Annotated in this window: 17 protein-coding genes; 14 read left to right on the top strand and 3 right to left on the bottom strand. The window is 67.2% G+C overall.

Annotated elements, in window-relative coordinates:
• The first annotated feature begins 305 nt into the window (after positions 1-305).
• The 8 genes from JWN03_RS06345 to JWN03_RS06310 all read left to right on the top strand — a co-directional run bounded on the left by JWN03_RS06345 (position 306) and on the right by JWN03_RS06310 (position 5,264).
• Complete coding sequence (locus JWN03_RS06345) at positions 306-947, top strand: DUF6474 family protein (protein ID WP_297611056.1); 642 nt, start codon at positions 306-308, stop codon at positions 945-947.
• Between the two features lie 10 nt (positions 948-957).
• Positions 958-1,476: a hypothetical protein gene (locus JWN03_RS06340; protein WP_297611053.1), complete on the top strand. Its 519-nt coding sequence runs from the start codon at positions 958-960 to the stop codon at positions 1,474-1,476.
• A 48-nt stretch (positions 1,477-1,524) separates the two neighbouring features.
• A complete protein-coding gene (locus JWN03_RS06335) occupies positions 1,525-2,175 on the top strand; it encodes a YcnI family copper-binding membrane protein (RefSeq protein WP_297611050.1) in 651 nt (216 codons plus the stop codon).
• Positions 2,172-2,708 carry a copper resistance CopC family protein gene (locus JWN03_RS06330; protein ID WP_297611047.1) on the top strand — a complete coding sequence of 179 codons (537 nt, stop codon included), beginning with the start codon at positions 2,172-2,174 and terminating at the stop codon, positions 2,706-2,708. Before JWN03_RS06335 ends, JWN03_RS06330 begins: the two co-directional genes overlap by 4 nt.
• Complete coding sequence (locus tag JWN03_RS06325; RefSeq protein WP_297611045.1) at positions 2,705-3,673, top strand: copper resistance D family protein; 969 nt, start codon at positions 2,705-2,707, stop codon at positions 3,671-3,673. Before JWN03_RS06330 ends, JWN03_RS06325 begins: the two co-directional genes overlap by 4 nt.
• Before the next feature lie 78 nt (positions 3,674-3,751).
• Positions 3,752-4,213 (top strand): SRPBCC family protein, encoded by a 462-nt coding sequence (locus JWN03_RS06320; RefSeq protein ID WP_297611042.1) that lies wholly within the window; start codon positions 3,752-3,754, stop codon positions 4,211-4,213.
• Between the two features lie 88 nt (positions 4,214-4,301).
• Positions 4,302-4,682, top strand: a complete 381-nt coding sequence (locus tag JWN03_RS06315; RefSeq protein ID WP_297611040.1) for a DUF5313 family protein — start codon at positions 4,302-4,304, stop codon at positions 4,680-4,682.
• A 102-nt stretch (positions 4,683-4,784) separates the two neighbouring features.
• Positions 4,785-5,264: a DUF1707 SHOCT-like domain-containing protein gene (locus JWN03_RS06310; protein WP_297611037.1), complete on the top strand. Its 480-nt coding sequence runs from the start codon at positions 4,785-4,787 to the stop codon at positions 5,262-5,264.
• 6 nt (positions 5,265-5,270) lie between these two features.
• Here JWN03_RS06310 and JWN03_RS06305 read toward each other — a convergent pair whose 3' ends face one another.
• A complete protein-coding gene (locus JWN03_RS06305) occupies positions 5,271-7,529 on the bottom strand; it encodes a serine/threonine-protein kinase (RefSeq protein WP_297611034.1) in 2,259 nt (752 codons plus the stop codon).
• A 69-nt stretch (positions 7,530-7,598) separates the two neighbouring features.
• Between JWN03_RS06305 and JWN03_RS06300 the strand changes: the two genes are divergently transcribed.
• Together JWN03_RS06300 and rraA are read left to right on the top strand one after the other, a co-directional pair.
• A complete protein-coding gene (locus JWN03_RS06300; protein WP_297611031.1) occupies positions 7,599-8,105 on the top strand; it encodes a nitroreductase/quinone reductase family protein in 507 nt (168 codons plus the stop codon).
• Between the two features lie 4 nt (positions 8,106-8,109).
• The gene (gene rraA / locus JWN03_RS06295; RefSeq protein ID WP_297611028.1) at positions 8,110-8,616 is read left to right on the top strand and encodes a ribonuclease E activity regulator RraA; all 507 of its coding nucleotides are present in this window, start codon (positions 8,110-8,112) and stop codon (positions 8,614-8,616) included.
• Between the two features lie 96 nt (positions 8,617-8,712).
• Here rraA and JWN03_RS06290 read toward each other — a convergent pair whose 3' ends face one another.
• Positions 8,713-8,940, bottom strand: coding sequence for an RNA-binding S4 domain-containing protein (locus JWN03_RS06290; protein ID WP_297611025.1), 228 nt, complete (start codon positions 8,938-8,940; stop codon positions 8,713-8,715).
• A gap of 130 nt (positions 8,941-9,070) precedes the next feature.
• Here JWN03_RS06290 and lysX point away from each other — a divergent pair, with 130 nt between their 5' ends.
• The 3 genes from lysX to JWN03_RS06275 all read left to right on the top strand — a co-directional run bounded on the left by lysX (position 9,071) and on the right by JWN03_RS06275 (position 13,578).
• The gene (gene lysX / locus JWN03_RS06285; protein WP_441342941.1) at positions 9,071-12,400 is read left to right on the top strand and encodes a bifunctional lysylphosphatidylglycerol synthetase/lysine--tRNA ligase LysX; all 3,330 of its coding nucleotides are present in this window, start codon (positions 9,071-9,073) and stop codon (positions 12,398-12,400) included.
• A 127-nt stretch (positions 12,401-12,527) separates the two neighbouring features.
• Positions 12,528-13,145: a histidine phosphatase family protein gene (locus JWN03_RS06280; RefSeq protein ID WP_297611022.1), complete on the top strand. Its 618-nt coding sequence runs from the start codon at positions 12,528-12,530 to the stop codon at positions 13,143-13,145.
• 112 nt (positions 13,146-13,257) lie between these two features.
• Positions 13,258-13,578 (top strand): hypothetical protein, encoded by a 321-nt coding sequence (locus JWN03_RS06275; protein WP_297611019.1) that lies wholly within the window; start codon positions 13,258-13,260, stop codon positions 13,576-13,578.
• A 143-nt stretch (positions 13,579-13,721) separates the two neighbouring features.
• Here JWN03_RS06275 and JWN03_RS06270 read toward each other — a convergent pair whose 3' ends face one another.
• Positions 13,722-14,618, bottom strand: coding sequence for a cutinase family protein (locus JWN03_RS06270; RefSeq protein ID WP_297611016.1), 897 nt, complete (start codon positions 14,616-14,618; stop codon positions 13,722-13,724).
• 266 nt (positions 14,619-14,884) lie between these two features.
• On the opposite strand from JWN03_RS06270, the gene JWN03_RS06265 reads away from it, so the two are divergent.
• Complete coding sequence (locus JWN03_RS06265) at positions 14,885-16,465, top strand: glycoside hydrolase family 5 protein (protein ID WP_297611013.1); 1,581 nt, start codon at positions 14,885-14,887, stop codon at positions 16,463-16,465.
• Positions 16,466-16,528 lie beyond the last annotated feature (63 nt).

Here is a 16,528-nt window from a genome sequence, read left to right as displayed (position 1 = left end):
TCATTACGGGGGCTCCGCCCCCGAACCCCCGCAAAAGAGGAGAGCGACCAACTGATTTCGCGAGATGCGGGTAACTCCCCAGCCACCTCGAACTTTGGCCACCTTGCAACCGCCGGTCCGCGACGGCGGTCTCCCCGTCGCTGGCGTGCGGCAAAAGTTCCGGGGAGGCGGGACAGAAACAGGCACGGCGGTCGCGGTTCGCGTTTGACACCCGTTAGGGTGAGCGCAAACTGTGTTTCATGGGCGGACAGGCACTTCCCCCGGCCCTGTGCTGCCATGGCGAACCAGCATGACGGAGGCCATCTATGGGGTTGTTCACCAAGCGCAAGAAGAAGGTCGGGCGGCGGGCCGAGGCCAAGGCGCTGAAGCACAAGGCCGGTATGGAGGCCAAGCTCGGGGCGCGCAACGAGCGCAAGCGGCATCGTGGCGAGGCGCGGACGCAGCGGAAGGTCGCGAAGGCGGAGATCTCCAAGTTCCAGGCCGAGGAGAAGGCCGCGCTGAAGGTGGCCGCCAAGGCCGAGCGGGATCTGTTCAGTGCCGCACAGGTGCGCAAGTATCTGGGTGTGGCGCGGATTCTGCTGCCGGTGCTGGCGCCGCTCGCCTACCGCGGTGCGACGTTCGTGCGCGGGCAGCTCGATACCCGGCGGGCGCAGCAGCTGGGCGTCGGCGTGAGCCAGCTCGGTGAATTCGCCGGGCCCGGTGCGAAATTGCAGGCGCGACTGGTGAATGTGGAGACCACGCTCGCCGATGTCGAGCGCAAGAATCCGCAGGACGTCGACACCAAGAAGTTCGTGGCCGCCTCGCGCGATCGCCTCGACAGCCTGTCGGCCGCGATTCGCACGACCGCGCAGATGCCGGTGCAGCGGCGTCGTGCCGTGCACGCGTCGATCTCCAACGAGCTCTCCGGCCTCGAAGCCGATGTGCTCGCGCGTCTCGGCGTGAACTGAGCCGTATCCGATGCACCGCCGCGCCGAATCCAGCACTGTCCGTGGTTGTCTCGCGGGCGTGACCATGGCGGTGCTGGCGGTGGCGGCCCACGGTACGGCGGGTGGCGGCCATCCGGGTTCGACGGGGCTGACGCTGCTGCTGCTGGCCGCCGCGGTCATCGGTGCGGTGGCCGCGGCGGTGCACTCCCCCGTCACCCTGCCCGTGCTCATGGTGCTGGGTCAGCCCGTCTGCCATGTGGCACTGGGCGGCCTGACGCAGCACGGGCATGCCGCGGGGGCAATGGATTTCATGGGTACCGGCGTCATGGCAGCGGCGCACACCGTGGCCGCGCTCGTCTTCGCCGTCATGATTCTGGTGGCCGAGCGGCTGTATGTGCTTGTCTCGCAGACGGTCCGGGCGGTCCTCACTCGACCGGCCGGTCTGCCCGTACCATCCCTGGCCGGGCGCTGGGCTACGGTCGCGGCGGAGGCGAAGGGGCTGCTCGCCCTGGGCGCGAACGGTTCGCGCGCCCCACCGGTTGCGGTGTGACAACTCCCCCTCACCCGTAATCCTTTTGCCAGAAGAGGCCATTCACTCATGCACATCTCTCCTTCGCGTGCCCTGGGCACCACCGTCGCCGCCGCCTCCCTCACGCTGCTGGGTGCGGGCGTCGCCTCCGCACATGTCACCGTCGATGCCCCGGGCGCGACGCAGGGCGGCTATTCGGTCGCCACCTTCAAGGTGCCGACCGAATCGGTCACCGCCTCCACCACGAAACTCAGTGTCGCCCTGCCGAATCTGAAGAGCGCCAGCACCGAACCGCTGGTGGGCTGGACCGAGAAGATCGACAAGAACGACAAGGGCGAGGCCGTCACCGCCACCTGGACAGCCAACCCGGGCAATCCGGGCGTGGCGCCGGGCCAGTTCCAGCGTTTCGTGCTGTCGGTGGCCCTGCCCAAGCAAGAGACGGTCAGCTTCCCGGCCACCCAGACCTACAGCGACGGCAATGTCGTGGTCTGGGATCAGAAGAACAATGCGGACGGCAGCGAGCCGGAGCACCCCGCCCCGACCCTGACCCTGGCGGTGGGCAAGGGCGGCGACGATGACGGCGACGGTGCTGTCGCCGTCACCGCGGCCGCCGACAACACCGACACCACCGCGCGCTGGCTCGGCGGCGTCGGCCTGGCGCTCGGCGCACTGGGTGCGGCACTGGGGCTGGGCAGCGTGATCCGCGGTCGCAAGTCATGACCCGCAAGCTGCTCGCCGGTCTGGTCGCCGGCCTGCTCGTCACCGGTTTCGCCCTGCTGGGCAGCGGTGTGGCAAGCGCGCATTCGGTGCCCATCGGTTCCAGCCCGGAGAACGGTGCGCACATCGACACCTCGCCGGCGACCGCCAGCGTCACCTTCAACGAGGCGCTGCAGACCAGCTATCCGTCCATGACGGTCACCGGCCCGGACGGCAATCTGTGGTCCAAGGGCCAGCCCAAGGTGGACGGTCAGACGATCAGCATCGAGGTCGGTGAGCTGGGTCCGGTCGGCGATTACAAGATCGCCTACCGGGTCACCTCCGCCGACGGGCATCCGGTCAGCGGCACCCGCACCTTCACGCTCACCAAGGCGGGCACCGGAACCCCGGGCCCGAAGGCGGACTCCGCCGCCAAATCCGGCGGCGGTTCCGACGGCGGGGTCCCGCTGTGGGTGTTCATCGTCGGTGCGGTGGTGCTGTTCGGCGGCGGCCTGGCGTTCGCACTGCTGGGCGGGCGGGGCAAGCAGCGCAAGTGAATCGATCGGACCGCACCGATCGTCGCCGGGAGCGCGGGACGACCGGCGGCAGCAGCTCACTGAGATGGCTACTGCTGCTGATCGTTCCGCTCGGCCTGGGCGGTGCGCTGCTGGCCTGGATACTGGCGGCGAGCGATCCCGTCCAGGCGGAGGCCTCCGTGCGGGTGCTCGCCGACTGCGCGGGCGCCACCGTGCTCGGACTGGCCGCACTGCCGCGACTGTCCGAGCGATTGGCGCCGCCGTGGCAGACGCTCACCGTGGTCGCCGGCCTCTGGACCGCCATGGAATTCACCATGCTGGTGCTGGAAGCCGGTGAGGTGCAGGGCATTCCGGTGGCCCGGCTGGGCGCCGGGCAGTTCGGCGACTACCTCACCACCGTGAGCGGCGGCCAGATCGGTATCGCGCTGCTCATCGGCAGTGGCGCGGTGGCGGTGTACAGCGCCTTCGGTTTTCGCAACGCGGATCGGGTGACGGCGGATCTGGTGCTGGTGTTCACGGCGGTCACGCTGGCGCTGCGCCCGATCACCGGGCATATGTCGCAGCAGACATTCGGTTCGGTGCTGGGGGCGGTGCACGCGCTGGCCGCGTCGGCGTGGTTCGGGGTGCTGCTGGCCCTGGCGCTGACCGTCCGCACCCGCGGCGAATGGGCGGTGCTGCTCCCCCGCTATTCGCGCTGGGCGGCGCCGCTGGCGGCGATCGTGACCGGCACCGGTGTGGTGAACGGACTGGTCCGCCTCGGCGGGCTGACCCCGTTCGTCACCACCGGGTACGGCCGGATCCTGCTGGCGAAGACCGTGATCCTGGTCGCGTTGCTGGCCATGGGCTGGTGGTGGCGGCGCACCTGGGTGCCGCTGGCCACCGAGCACCGTATGGACGCGGAATCCTCTTTGCGCCGTGCGATTTTCGAAGTGCTGTTGATGGCGGTGGTGTTCGGTCTGGCGGCCACGCTGGCGGTCACCGCGTAGGAATCGGCCGGTGGGGTCCGAATGTGGCCCTCACCTCATGGTCTGCGCATTGAATTGGAACGAGTTACTGTCGTGCGCATGACCGAAGTCAAGATCGTCGCGGAATGCGCCGCGTCGGCCGAATCGGCCTTCGCCTACGTCAACGATTACCGGAATCTGCCCCGATTCATCAGTGAGATCAAAGCCTTCGAGCCGCTCACCGAGCAAACCGAGGGCGTCGATGCCACTTTCGACGGCACCATCGGCCTGGGTCCGGTATCGCTGCATTCGACCATCAAGATCGTGCGGCACGAACCCGGCCTCGCCATTGCCGTGAAGTCCGTCAAGGGCTTCGAAATCGAATCCACCTTCCTCTTCCACGACAAGGGCGAGGAATCCTGCACCATCGACGCCATCGTCGAATACCGCGTGCCCGGCGGCCTGGCCGGAAAACTGCTCGGCAAGACCATCGAGCCGTTCGTGAAACTCGCCGTGAAGGGTTCCACACACAACCTGGTCACCCAGGTCACCGCCTTCCACCTCGCGCGCACCGAGGCCTGATCCACACCGTGGCCTGACCGCCCGGGGTCGTCAAAGCCGCCGACCCCCCGAAGTTGTCCGGTCCATTCCCTGCGGGGATGCTGGGCGCATGCCCGAAAGCACCACGCCGTCCCTGTTGCAGCGGATCGGCTACATCTGCGGCCGCACGCTCCCGCCGGCCATGTCGGACTGGGTGCGCAATGATCTGATCGGCCCCGGCGCCACCCGCCGCTATCTGCTCCGCATGCTCGTTCCGATGATTCCGGTGCTCTGCCTGTTCCTGCTCGTCCCGGGGCCGCTGTGGATGCGCGCGGCCATGATGGCGCTGCTCTACATACCGCTCATCTACTTCACCGTGGCGCTCACCTACGTGTTCCGGCGCAACAAACTCATCAAGCACGGCTTCGATCCGGCGCTGGCCGAGACGGCCAAGCGCGCCCGCGAATCCGGCGCTCGGCAGGCCTACGAGGAGCGGCACGGCCGGGGCTGAATCCCGCCCTGTGGTCCCCGTCTCGATTGCGGCGCCGCGCCCGGCCGGAGGAATACTCTCGATGAGAAGAGTTACACCGCTTCGGGTTCGACGGAGAACCACATGGAACCGCACTGGAATGCCGCATATCTGCGAGCGAGCGATGCCGATCGGGAATGTGCGATCGAGGGCCTCAAACAGAGTTTTCAAGAAGGCAGAATCACCGCCGACGAACTCTCCGAGCGCATCGGGCAGGCCTTGAATGCCCGCACCTTCGGTGATCTGGATCTCGTGCTGACAGGGTTACCCGTGCTGCGGCCGATGCCACCCCTGCGACCGCTCGCACCCATGCCGGTCTCCGCGAATATGCCGGTGTTCTACGGGCAGCGGGTGCAGCGGCAGTGGAACGGTATGGGCGTCACCGCATTCGTGCTCGGCATATTCGGATTCATCTGCGGCATCACCGCTATTCCGGCGGTCGCACTCGGTGCGGCGGCTCTCGCCATCGACGCGAAACGCGAGGACAAGGCGTTCGCCATCGGCGGGATCGCGACCGGCGGCACCTGGCTGCTGTTGTTCGCCTGGTTGCTACTGCTGCGCTGATATCGCTCAGCGGAAATCCAGGCGGCTGGAGACCGCGCGCTCGAAAGCCCGCAGATCCGCCTCCAATTGCCGGAAAAGCCAATAGTCGCCGAGGAATCCGAGCACCCCGGCCAGGCACAACCATTTGATCGGGCCGATGGCCAGCGGCACCTCGTCCGGCGTCAGGAACAGCAGGCTGGTGATCACGCCGATCAGCGGAATCGCCACTGCCACCGCCAGATACCGCGTGCACCGCCGGCCGAGCGCGCGCAGCGCCTCGTGATCCTTGGCGATCTCACCGTGCGTGAGCAGCCGCGGATAGAAGCAGCGGACCACGAAGAACGTCACCAGGAAGAATGGGTAGGCGACCGCGACGGCGCCCGAAACCAGCAGTGTCGCGGTCAGATTCAGCAACTGCCCCGGCGACAGATCGGTGTACGCCTCCAGTGCGACAGCGGCCACCACCGCCGACACCACCCACCACAGGAACGCCAGCAGGGCGACTCGATCCCCGTCCACCAGGGTGTCGCGGCGGGCGCGCGCCAGCGTTTCCGGATCGTAGGTGCGCCCCTTGCGGAGTCCGCGCCAGACGATGAACGCCCGGCGGCACAGATAGTTGGTCACGACAATCGCTGCGGGAGTGGTGAACAGCGCGAGCCCCGCCCCGACCGCCTGCAATTTCACCCGCTGGTCCGGCGTGAACCACACCTCCCACAGCGGGCCGTTGTGCAGGTTCGCGTAGAGCATGCCGAGGAAGTCACCCAGGAAACTGGCCGCGGTGATGAGCAGCACCAGCGACCACGGCCCGACCTTGGCGCGCAGACTGTTTCGCGGCGGATCCACCAGATCGCGGGCGCGCTGATCCAGGCACAGGTCGAGCTGCTGTGCCAGCGCCGCACCGGTGGGCCAGCGATCGGCACGCTGCGGGGCAAGACATTTCAGTAATACCCGGCACAGTGTCGGCGGGCAGTCGGCTGGCAGCTCGGACAGATAGCGCGGGTCGATATCGTGCCGCCGCAACCGCAGCATGCGCTCGAGCGAGGATTCGGAATCGCCCGCGTGGGATTCGTCGTCGAAGGGACGGTGCCCGGTGAGCAGCTCCCACAGCACCACGCCCAGCGCGAAGATATCGCTGCGGCCGTCGAGTTCCTCGGCGGTATCGGGCAATTGCGGATGGCAAGCGGCCAGCTGCTCCGGCGACATATAGGCGAGCGAGCCACCGAAATACGCGAGCGGACTGGTGCCCGCGACATGCAGGCTGAAACTGATATTGAAGTCGGCCAGCTTCGGAATGCCGTCGGCGGTCAGCAGAACGTTGGCGGGCTTGATATCCCGGTGCAGCACACCGTTGTCCGCGGCATAGTCGAGCGCCCGGGCCAGCCGGCTGCCCAGCCACGCCACGGTCTCCGGCCAGCTCTGCGCGGCGATACCCGAGCGGATGGCCGATTCGCTCGGCACCAATCCGCCCTTGTCCCGCATGGCCGTATCGACCGCCTCCAGCAGCAGACCGCCGGAACGCTCCACGGACGGGCGCTGCCGCACCAGGCTCAGCACCTTCGACAGCGTGCCACCGGGCAGGTACTGCATGTACATCAATTTGAGTTCGCGCTCGTCCATCAGCCGCTGATCGAAGACGCGCACGATGTTCTCGTGATCGAGCTGGGCCAGCGTCTCCGATTCGGTGCCGTGGTTCTGCGAAACCTTCACCGCCACCAGACGTTGCATGGAGCGCTGGCGGGCCAAAAAGACGCGAGCGAAAGCGCCGCTGCCCAATTCGACCAGCAGATCGAAATCGTCCACCCGATCACCGACTTCGATGCCGTCCAAGGCGGCCCGGGCCCGCGGCCGGGCGATCAGCGTGCTGCGATAGTCGCGTTCACCCCAGGCGGCCTGGGTGAGACCGGCTTCCGTCGGATAGCCGCTGTCGGCGATATCGGCGCCGGGGAATCTCCCGGACCGGCGCAGCGCGTGGAACTCCTCGTAGGCCAGATCGGGTGGCAAAGGCCCGGAACGTAATTCGTCGTATTCGGCGCGATAGTCGGCCAGCCGCTTCGGGAAGTCGTAGCGGATCCACCGGTACTCCAGATCGACCTTGATGAGCTCGATCAGGCACAACCGGCGCAATTCCGGTGTGTCCGGGAGGTATTCGGCCAGCGTGGGCGGCTCCCCGGCCGTCTCCCAGGCCGCCGCGAAGCGCGCCGAGGCAGCCGTCAGCACCGAGCGCACCGCGCCGACTATGTCCGACTCGATCGCCGGTTCCAACCCCATGCCCTCCGCACGAACCATGACTACCGGTCCTCCTCCGGTGGGCCATTGCAGTTCAGTATGCGCGCGTACCCGGATAAAGTTCGCGCCATGAGTGAGCAGTTTCCGGACCGTATCTGGGGTTCGCGCACCAATCTTCTGTCCCGCATCGCCAGCCCGTTCGCCGCGACGAAGCTCGGCTCGCTGGTCATCCGCAAGCTGACGCCACTGGATCGGAAAGTGCTGCAGCGCACCGGCGGCAAATACACCGTGCTCGGTCCGATCGGCGCACCCGTCGTCCTGCTCACCACCATCGGGCGCAAGTCCGGGCAGCCGCGCACCACACCGCTGCTGTACGTGCACGACGGCGACACGCTGTACGTGATAGGCAGTAATTTCGGGCAGGAACACCACCCGGCGTGGACCGGAAATCTGCTGGCGAATCCGGCCGCCGAGATCATCCTCGCGGGCGAGCGCATTCCGGTGCAGGCCGCCCGGGTCCAGGACGAGGCGAAACAACGGGAGATCTTCGCGCGCTTCCAGGAGACCACGCAGGCGTACACCGCCTACCGCAATCGCACCGCGCGTGATTTGCGCATTTTCGCCCTGACAAGATAGGCGAGTGACCGAATCAGGCAGTGTTCAGAACCAAGCAGAGGTGGTCGCGACCGCAGACCTGGCCGATGAGATCGGGCCCGGGATCCGCAGCTGCGACACCCAGTTCCTCCAGTTCGGCGGGCAGCCCGCCTTCTCCGGACGCATCGTGACCATCCGCTGTTTCCAGGACAATCTCCTGGTCAAGCAGACTCTCGGCGAGCCGGGCAATGGCCGCGTGCTGGTCGTGGACGGCGGCGCGAGCATTCACACCGCGCTGGTCGGCGACATCATCGCGGGCCGCGGCGTGGACAACGGCTGGGCCGGCGTCATCGTCAATGGCGCGGTACGGGATTCGGCGATCCTGCGAACCCTCGAGATCGGCATCAAGGCGCTCGGCACCAACCCGCGCAAGAGCACCCAGACCGGATCGGGCGAGCTGGATGTGCCCGTCGAATTCGGCGGCGTGACCTTCGTGCCGGGCGAGGTGCTCTACAGCGACCACGACGGAATCGTGGTCCGCGCGCAGGACTGAGCAGTGCCTCTCGAGAGACTCTAGGGAGATTCTCAGCGGCTCCGGTCCCCGATGCACCGCTCGCGGTGGGTGGCGGGGACCGGGCCCGCGGCACCTTTACCTCCGGCTGTTCGACACCCGGACCTTGCGCCCGGCGAGCACCACCACGTCGCCGGCGAACAATTGGCGCCCACGACGTAGCTCTACCTCGTCATTTACCCGCACCAGCCCCTCGGCGATCACGGTCTTCGCTTCCGCTCCGGAATCGATGAGGTTCGCCAGTTTCAAGAATTGGCCGAGCCGAATGACATCGTCATCGATCGGCACATTGACTGGATCCGACATGAGGTACATCCTCACCCGCGGCCTCCAGGACGCCAAACGCCGCCCTCGTTACCTAGCGGCACACGGTGACAACAAGACACGAACCGGGTTCCGAGTGCACATGGGCGACGGCAACATACACACTGGTGCGGTGACTTCGACGCAGGACCGGCAACACCAGGACATCGCATACAGACCGGAGACGCGGTCGCCTGAGGTGCCCCACCGCGGACACGGCCGTCTCCGTGAGGTTCCACATGTCGCTGGGACGATTCTGGGCGTCTACGCCCTCCTTTGCGCACTGTGGAGCATTTCGCCCGGTCTGCGCTTCCTGACCTCGTCGCTACGGCACTATCTCGACACCTACTACTTCGACTCACCCGACACCTCGCTGGTGTGGGCGCTGGTAGTGGGCCTGCTGGCCGGCGCCACCGCAAGCCGCAAACGCATCGCCTGGTGGCTGCTGTGCGGCTATATGGCGGTGTTCTCGATCGCCAACGCACTGGACTTCGCGTCTGAGGGCGATCTCAACGCACTGGTCGCCCTGGTCGTCCACCTGTCGGTGATCGCCATGCTGATCGCGGCCTGGTCCGAGTTCTACACCCGGGTCCGCAGCGGCGCGATCGTGCGGGCGGTCGGGGTGCTGGCCGGTGGGCTGGCGCTCGGCTGTGTGGCCGGCTGGGGTCTGGTGCAGCTGTTCCCCGGCAGCCTGCCTGCCGACGAACAGCGCCCGCTGTGGGCGGTCTCCCGGGTGACCGGCGCCATCCTGGTCAGCAATGACGACTTCGACGGACATCCACCGCATCTGGTGAACCTGCTGCTCGGCCTCTTCGGCGCGGTCGCACTGCTGGCGGCGGTGGCGGTGCTGTTCCGCTCGCAGCGCGCCTCCAATGCCCTCACCGGACTCGACGAATCCGCGCTGCGCGGACTCCTCGAACGCTCCGACGTCGAGGACTCGCTCGGCTACTTCGCCACCCGCCGCGACAAGGCCGTGGTGTTCGCGCCCAATGGGCAGGCCGCCCTGACCTATCGCGTCGAATTGGGCGTCTGCCTGGCCTCCGGCGATCCCATCGGCCAGAAGGAATCGTGGCCGCACGCCATCGACGCCTGGCTGCGGCTGGCCGACCAATACGGCTGGGCCCCGGCCGTCATGGGCGCGAGCGAATTGGGCGCCACCGCCTACCGCCGCGCCGGACTGTCGGCACTGCGGCTCGGTGACGAAGCCATTCTGGAAACTCGCACCTTCTCGCTCGCCGGACCGGAGATGAAGCAGGTCCGGCAGGCCGTGAACCGGCTCGCCAAACAGGGCATCACCGTGCGCGTGCGACGGCACAAGGAGCTCGAGCCGGAGGAGATGAAAGAGGTGCTGCGCCGCGCCGACGCCTGGCGCGACACCGAGACCGAACGCGGCTTCTCCATGGCGCTGGACCGCCTCGGCGATCCGCTCGACGGCGACTGCCTGCTGGTCGAGGCCGTCGACGCCGACGACCGCGTGCTCGGCCTGCTGTCGCTGGTGCCGTGGGGCCGCACCGGCGTTTCCCTGGATGTCATGCGCCGTGATCGCCAAAGCCCCAACGGCGTCATGGAATTGATGATCTCCAAGCTGGCGCTCGGCTCCGAGCAGTACGGCATCACCCGAATCTCGTTGAACTTCGCGGTCTTCCGCGCGGTCTTCGAAGAGGGCGGCCGGATCGGCGCGGGACCCGTGCTGCGGCTGTGGCGCGGCGTGCTCATGTTCTTCTCGCGCTGGTATCAGCTGGAAGCCCTCTACCGCTCCAATGTGAAGTACCAGCCGGATTGGGTGCCGCGCTTCTCGCTCTTCGAGGAACGACGGCATCTGCCGCGCGTCGCCATCGCCAGCGCGCTCGCCGAAGGCTTCCTGCCGCGCGTCGGCAAGGAGCCCGACGTGTCCGCGCACACCGGTCTGCGGTCCTCGGTACCGCCGACCATGACCGGCCTGCACGCCGACGGCAGCCTCCCCGATCTGCCGCCGGAAGATCTCGAGGAGTCGAGGCCGCGCCGCCCCGAGCAGGTGCGGGTGCGCATGGACAAGCTCAAGCGGCTCGAGGATTCCGGCGTCGACGCCTACCCCGTCGCGTACCCGCCCACCCACACGGTGACCGCCGCGCGCAATTCGCCGATGGGCACCACGGTGCGAGTCTGCGGGCGGCTCTTGCGGATTCGCGATTACGGCGGCGTCACCTTCGCGCTGCTGCGCGACTGGTCCGGTGAGATCCAGCTGGTCATCGACCGCGGCCGGGTCGGCGCCGATCGCAGCGCCGACTTCGACCGGTTCTTCGATCTGGGCGACCTCATGGAGATGAGCGGTCAGATCGGGCGCAGTCGCAGCGGCGAGCTATCCCTGCTCGCCGCCGACTGGCGGATGCTCGGCAAATGCCTGCACCCGCTGCCCGACAAGTGGAAGGGCCTCGCCGACCCCGAGGCCCGGGTCCGGCAGCGCTACGTCGATATGGCCATCAATACCGATATCCGCGAGGTGATGGCCAAACGCAGCGCCGTGGTGCGCTCGCTGCGCGACACCCTGCACGGGTGGGGCTTCATGGAAGTGGAGACCCCGGTGCTGCAGCAGGTGCACGGCGGCGCCAATGCCACCCCGTTCAGCACCCACATCAATGCGTACGACCTCGATCTGTACCTGCGCATCGCACCCGAGCTGTACCTCAAGAAACTGTGCGTGGGCGGTATGGAGAAGGTGTTCGAACTCGGCCGCGTCTTCCGCAACGAGGGTGTGGACTACAGCCACAATCCCGAGTTCACCATCCTGGAAGCCTATGAGGCGCACAGCGATTACGAACGCATGATGCACGCCTGCCGCCAGCTCATCCAGGAGGCGGCGGTCGCCGCCAACGGCAAGATGGTGGCCCTGCGGCCGGGCGCGGACGGCGTGCTGGCCGAGATCGACATCTCCGGCGACTGGCCGGTGAAGACTGTGCACGGCGCGGTCTCGGACAAGCTCGGCGAGACCATCACCCCGGAAACCGACGAGGATCGCCTGCGGGTGCTCTGCGACAAGGCCGGAGTGCCCTGGCAATTGGGCTGGGACGCCGGGCAACTCGTGCTCGAGATGTACGAGCATCTGGTCGAGTCGGAAACCCAGGAGCCGACCTTCTATATCGACTTCCCCACCTCCGTCTCCCCACTCACCCGGGCGCACCGCCACATCGCGGGTGTCACCGAACGCTGGGACCTGGTCGCCTGGGGCGTCGAATTGGGCACGGCCTACAGCGAATTGACCGATCCGGTGGAGCAGCGCAAGCGCCTCACCGATCAGTCCATGCTGGCCGCGGGCGGCGATCCGGAAGCCATGGAACTCGATGAGGACTTCCTGCAGGCCCTCGAGCACGCCATGCCGCCGACCGGTGGCCTCGGCGTGGGCGTGGATCGGGTGATCATGCTCCTCACCGGCCGCAGCATTCGCGAGACGCTGCCGTTCCCGCTGGTGAAACCCCGCACCGGGTAGTACGAAACTCGGTATCGGGCAGCACGATCCACACGCGCCGCCGGCTCCCCGCCGCAGGGAACCGGCGGCGCGCTGCGTTCAGCCCCCACCCCGCCGTGCCGGCGGACAGTGCGGCAGAGTGGGACATGTGCAGTTGATCCTCGTCCGCCACGCCCAGCCCGCCCGCGTCCAGGGGCTCTCGGGCCCGGCGGACCCCGATCTCACCGAGATCGGTCTCGAGCAGGCGGCCCGGGTTCCGGCCGCCCTCGCGCAGCATCGGATCGCCCGGGTGGTCAGCAGCCCCCAGCTACGAGCCCGCGAAACCGCCCGCCCCACCGCGGAAAAGCTCGGCCTGGAGATCGCGGTCCTGGACGGCCTCGCCGAATACGACCGTGATCTGCCCGCGTATATCCCGATCGAGGACGCCCAGCGCGATTTCAAGGACGTCTACGACCGCATCAAAGCCGGCTACCTGCCCGACCAGATCGACGGGCCCGCCTTCACCGCCCGCGTCCTCGACAGTGTCGGAAGCATTGTGGCCACCGCCGACCCGGCCGACACCGTTGTCGTCTTCGCCCACGGTGGCGTGATAAACGTGCTGCTCCAGGACGTTTTGGGGCTCGAGCGCCCGCTGACCTTCCCGATCGACTACTGCTCGGTCACCCGGATTCTGTACTCCCGCACCGGCCGCCGCACGGCCGCCACGGTGAACGAGAACAGTCACGTGTGGGATCTGCTGCCGCGTAATCGCGCCGCCCAGGACTGAACCCTTGCACAGGCGACTCCCAGAGTTGTCGCATCGGGCTCCCAGAGCCGGGGACTTGTATAGGGGACACGGGTCGCGGATAGCGGCTCGGTTTCTGCGAAAGGAATTCCCGATGCCCTCCTTTACGAACTCGAATGCCCCGAAGTCCCGCACGCGTCGCCTGGCCACGCGCCTTGCCGCCGCCGGCGCCATCGCCGCGGTCCCGCTCGCGCTCTTCGCGCTGCCCGCCACCGCTTCTGCCGCGACCCCGGACTCTCCCGCCGTCGTCCAGCAGGTCGATCAGGATTGGCAGGGTCACGGTGGGGATCGCGACCACCGCGGCGACCGCGACCACCGCGGCGACCGGGGTGGCGACCAGGGTGGCTGGCAGGGTGGCGGCGATCAGAACCAGCCGCCGGTCTGGACCCCGCCGAGCACCGGTTCCTTCGGCTAACCCACCCGGCGATATGCGTGAGCTCAGCGCCGGGGCCTGAATTGCGCAGTTCTACAACAAATTCACTTGGATACCACTGTGTATCAGCGGCGAAAGGCCGCGCCCATTCGGGAGCGGCCTTTCTACTTCGCTGAGATCAGCGGTTACGCGGCGTTGGCGAGCCAGTTGTGCATCCAGGTGATGGCGGTCTGACCGCCGCCCACCTGGTAGAAGCCGTAGCTGGTGTGCTTCCCGGTCTTGAAGAACTGCTCGAACTGCGCCGCACGATCTTCGTTGGCGCCCTCGCTGAGCTGTGCCTGCAGGGTGGGGATGCCGCCCTGTGCCATCAGATCGTTGATGATCGAACCGACCTCGAGCTGGTAGCGCCAGATGTTCGCGGGGTTCGGGTCGGAGGTCTGTGCCAGGAATCCGGCGAAACGGCTGATGAAGTCGTCCTGCTCGGTGGAGCAGTACAGATCACCGAGGGCGCAGACGGTCCGCACCCGATCGGAGATGAAACCGAAACCGCCGACCCGGGCGCCGCCCGCACCCGCACCGGGCGCGATCGGACCGACCTGGGCGTCGGTGACGGAACGACGCGGATCGGAGATCAGGGCGACGGCCGCGATGCGGTCCGGCGGCACGACGCCGAGTCCGGAGCCGATCTCGGAGGCCAGATCACCCGCGGCGTCAGCACCCTGGCTGTAGCCGGCGATGGAGATCTTGGTGCCCGGGCAGCGCGCACCCATGGCCTGGACCAGGCCGCGGGCATTGTCGGTCGCTTCCTTCTTGGAGGCGCCGTAGACATCGCCCTCCCAGGGGAACGCGGTCGCGGCATAGGTCACATAGTCGACGTCGCCAGGTAGCCCGTTGGTAACTCCGGAGAGCATTCCGGGCTGGGGAGTCTTATCGTGGCCGGTTTCCCAGGTACCCGGAATGGCTACCGTGTACATGACCGGGCAGCCCGGATCCGCCGTAACGGGACCGCTCCCGAGCACGATTCCCGACATGAGCACACTCGCTGCTGCGCCCGCAGCCGCGACAATTCTTTTCAACCGCATACTGCTCCAGTTCACGCCTGCCCGAGACGGCCGTCCCGATTCCCGTTCATGGTGTATGCGCCGGATGACGATCGAGTGCACTGGGGGTTAACCGAAGTAACCGCCCCGTATGAGATGTGCAAAACAGACCGCTCGACAGAGATCAGCGACACAACGCCGTCAACAATAAAGGGACGATTCCGGAAGCGCTACGCGACCATCACAAGTTGTCCGATTTTTGATCTCGCTCCCTGCGTTCCGGCCGTCTGCTAGCGTCACCTGGTCAAATGACCAGAACATATTTCACATTGCGCCGCCGGGTACTTTTCACTCTCGCCACCGTGCTGATTCCGCTCGCGACCGGCGCTCCTGCCACCCATGCCGACCCACTGCTGCACACCACTACCCAGCAGGTCGGGACCCTGCACGCGACCTCCGGACCCGATGCCCGCATAGTCGACGACGCCGGGCGCACGGTGCTATTGCGCGGCGTCAATGTGAACGGACTCGGGCAGTACTACCAGGAGTGGCCCGACCTTCCCGCCACCACCACACTGACCGAAGACGACTTCGCCCGCATCGCGGCACTCGGCTCGAATGTGGTGCGTCTCATAATCAGCTGGTCTGCCCTGGAACCTGCACGCGGGCATATCGATCAGGCTTATCTCGACCGCATCGCCCAGGCCGTCTCCTGGGCGCGGGCACACGACATCTACGTACTGCTCGATATGCATCAGGACGCCTGGGGTGTCGCGGTGAATACTCCCGACGGCGTGTCCTGCCCGCCCTTCACCCAGGCGGGTGTCGGCTGGGACGGCGCTCCAGCCTGGGCGACCGCCTTCGTCGGCACCGCGGCGACCTGCCGGGTGAGCAAACGCGAACTCTCCGTGGCGGTCCAATCCTCGTTCGCGAACTTCTATCTCGACGTCAACGGCGTCCAGACGGAACTGGTGAACACCTGGGCGGCGGTGGCGGCGCGATTCGCACAGGACCCCACCGTCGCCGGGTACGACCTGCTCAATGAACCCAACCCGGGTCTGATCCCCGGCTTCGACGACTACGTCCTGCTCGGCAATTTCTATCGCCGGGCCGTGGCCGCCATCCGTTCCGGTGAGCAGGCCGCGGGCGGATTCCGCCACATCGTCTTCTTCGAACCGTCGGTCATCACCGGCTCACTGCCGTTCCCCGGGCCGCTGCCGCTGCTCACCAGCGCTTCGGGATCAGCGTCGGGCTCAGCCTCCGGGTCGGCCTCGGGATCAGCGGGCGATGACGACATCGTCTACGCCCCGCACCAGTACAACGAATCCATCAGCCCGCTACCCGGCACTCTCGCAACAGGTTTCGCCGATACCACCACCGCGGCAAACGGTTACGGAACCACCTTCTTCAACGGTGAGTGGGGATTCTGGGACAGCGATCCGGCCGTAATCGCCGACAAGACCCGCCGCTTCGCGGCGCTCGAGGACAGTCATCTGGTCGGCGGCACCTACTGGCAGTGGCGTCAGGCCTGCGGCGACCCGCACAACATCCTGACCCGCGGCACCCGCCCCCAATGCACCGCTCCGGACACCGGCCTGGCCGACGACCCCGCCACCGCCGCCGTCATCGCCCGCTCCTACCCGCGCGCCGCACCGGGACAACTCACCGCCCTGACCTCCGATATCCCCTCCGGCGCAATGACTCTCACCGGAACCACGGATCGAAGCGGTGGCCCCGCGGACCTGTGGGTGCCGCAGCGCTGCGCGAACCCGGTGCTCACCGGCACCCATATCGCCGAGACCGAGCGGCAGCAGGTCACGGGCGGCTGGCGAATCACGGCCGCCACCACCGCAACCGGCGACTACCGCCTCCAAATCACCTGCAGCTGACCACCCCTCGTCATCCCGGCATGCTTTTGGCCGGGATCCACACCTGCGGCAGTGCAGCGGACT

The organism is Nocardia sp. (assembly GCF_025465275.1).
Lineage (GTDB): Bacteria > Actinomycetota > Actinomycetes > Mycobacteriales > Mycobacteriaceae > Nocardia.
The sequence above is the reverse complement of the archived record's forward strand: the minus strand, read 5'-3'. Positions and strand labels throughout refer to the sequence as shown.